Annotated in this window: 1 protein-coding gene and 1 pseudogene; both read right to left on the bottom strand. The window is 58.3% G+C overall.

Annotation, left to right across the window (positions count from 1 at the left end):
- Positions 1-57: 57 nt before the first annotated feature.
- A complete protein-coding gene (locus BUE39_RS33635) occupies positions 58-1,107 on the bottom strand; it encodes an IS110 family RNA-guided transposase (protein WP_073432976.1) in 1,050 nt (349 codons plus the stop codon).
- A 213-nt stretch (positions 1,108-1,320) separates the two neighbouring features.
- A pseudogene (locus BUE39_RS34765) lies at positions 1,321-1,434 on the bottom strand (IS3 family transposase); the annotation flags it as partial.

Below are 1,434 nucleotides of genomic sequence, written 5' to 3'. Positions count from 1 at the left end.
CCACTCGTTCTTCAGGCTTCTGAAGAACCGTTCAACCGGCGCGTTGACGCTCCTATGTCAAGAAGCCGGCGTCGAATCGGCCAGATCAGCCAGGATGAGCGGGTACAGCTCACGGACGATATAGCGCTTGAGGCAGCGGTGGATCTCCTTGTTCGACATGCCTTCTTTCGTCCGACGATCCACGTACACCCGGGTACGGGGATCACTGCGCATTCGAACCATCGCAATGGTCCATAGAGCATTGTTCGCAGCCCGATCGCCGCCCCTGTTCAAGCGATGCCGGACCGTCTTGCCGGATGAAGCCTGCAATGGACTTGTGCCGCAGAGCGCAGCAAGGGCGGCTTCGCTTTTCAGGCGTTCGGGATTGTCACCTGCCACAGCAACCAGTACTGCAGCGGTCTGAGGGCCGACGCCGAATCGTTCACGAATCCGACCGGCATACTGGCTGGTCAGGCTATCAAGCATGGCGTCGAGCGATTTGAGTTCATCCGCCAGCGTCAACCAGCGTTTCGCCAACAACCGCAGTGTGGTCGTCAGCGTCTGCAACATGGGCGTTTTGCCCAATGAGCGAAGGCGCGCGCAACCTTCAACACATTCCGCAGTTTTCGCTTTCAGAAGACGATCGCGGATATCTTGAGGCGCGCTCACGAGCAAGGCTCGCAACTGGTTAATGGCTTGTGTCTTCGCTTTGACTGCACTGCGTCTCGCAACGGAGACGGCGCGCATCGCCTCCGCGGCGCCGGACTGCTCCTTGGGGATAGCCGTAGCCCTTCCGGCAAGGACTGCGCGCGCCGCGTTCTCGGCATCGGTGGGATCGGACTTCCCTTTAGATCGGCGCATCGCGCGATCGGGACGATTGACTTCAAACACCTCAATCTCATGATCGCGAAGCACACGGGTCAATCCCGCTCCATACGTTCCGGTCCCCTCAACCCCGGCGCGACGTAAAGGGCCGAACGAGTTCGCCCATGTCAGTAGATCAAGATATCCAGTAGTGTCCGTCGAAACTGATAGCGTTCCGAGAAGCCTGCCTGTGTCGCTGATCACAGCCCCGACATGCGTATCCAGGTGCGTGTCAACGCCCAGAATCACTTCGTTTTGTTCCATGCGTATATCCGGTGTAGTGGGCGCATCGCCAACCCCATTCGCAGGACAGGACACTCACGGTGCAGAACAAAGCTCCTATCAGGTCACAGACGCTGGGCCCGGCAACGCTCGGGGAACGTCGGAATGCGATCGACAGGTCAACGCAAAGGCAATTTGGCCAATCCCAGCACGGGTCAGATCGGTCCGACGTTCAGAAGCGATCTTAGACTGAGTATCCCAGCAGTTTCCCTTTCTGCTCATACTCTGAATGATGCCGTTTGCCTTCAGTTCGTTCACGAAATGCGCGCTGGTGTACTGGCATCCCTGATCGGAGTGGAACATCAGGCC

This window comes from Paraburkholderia terricola, from assembly GCF_900142195.1.
GTDB lineage: Bacteria > Pseudomonadota > Gammaproteobacteria > Burkholderiales > Burkholderiaceae > Paraburkholderia > Paraburkholderia terricola.
The sequence above is the reverse complement of the archived record's forward strand: the minus strand, read 5'-3'. Positions and strand labels throughout refer to the sequence as shown.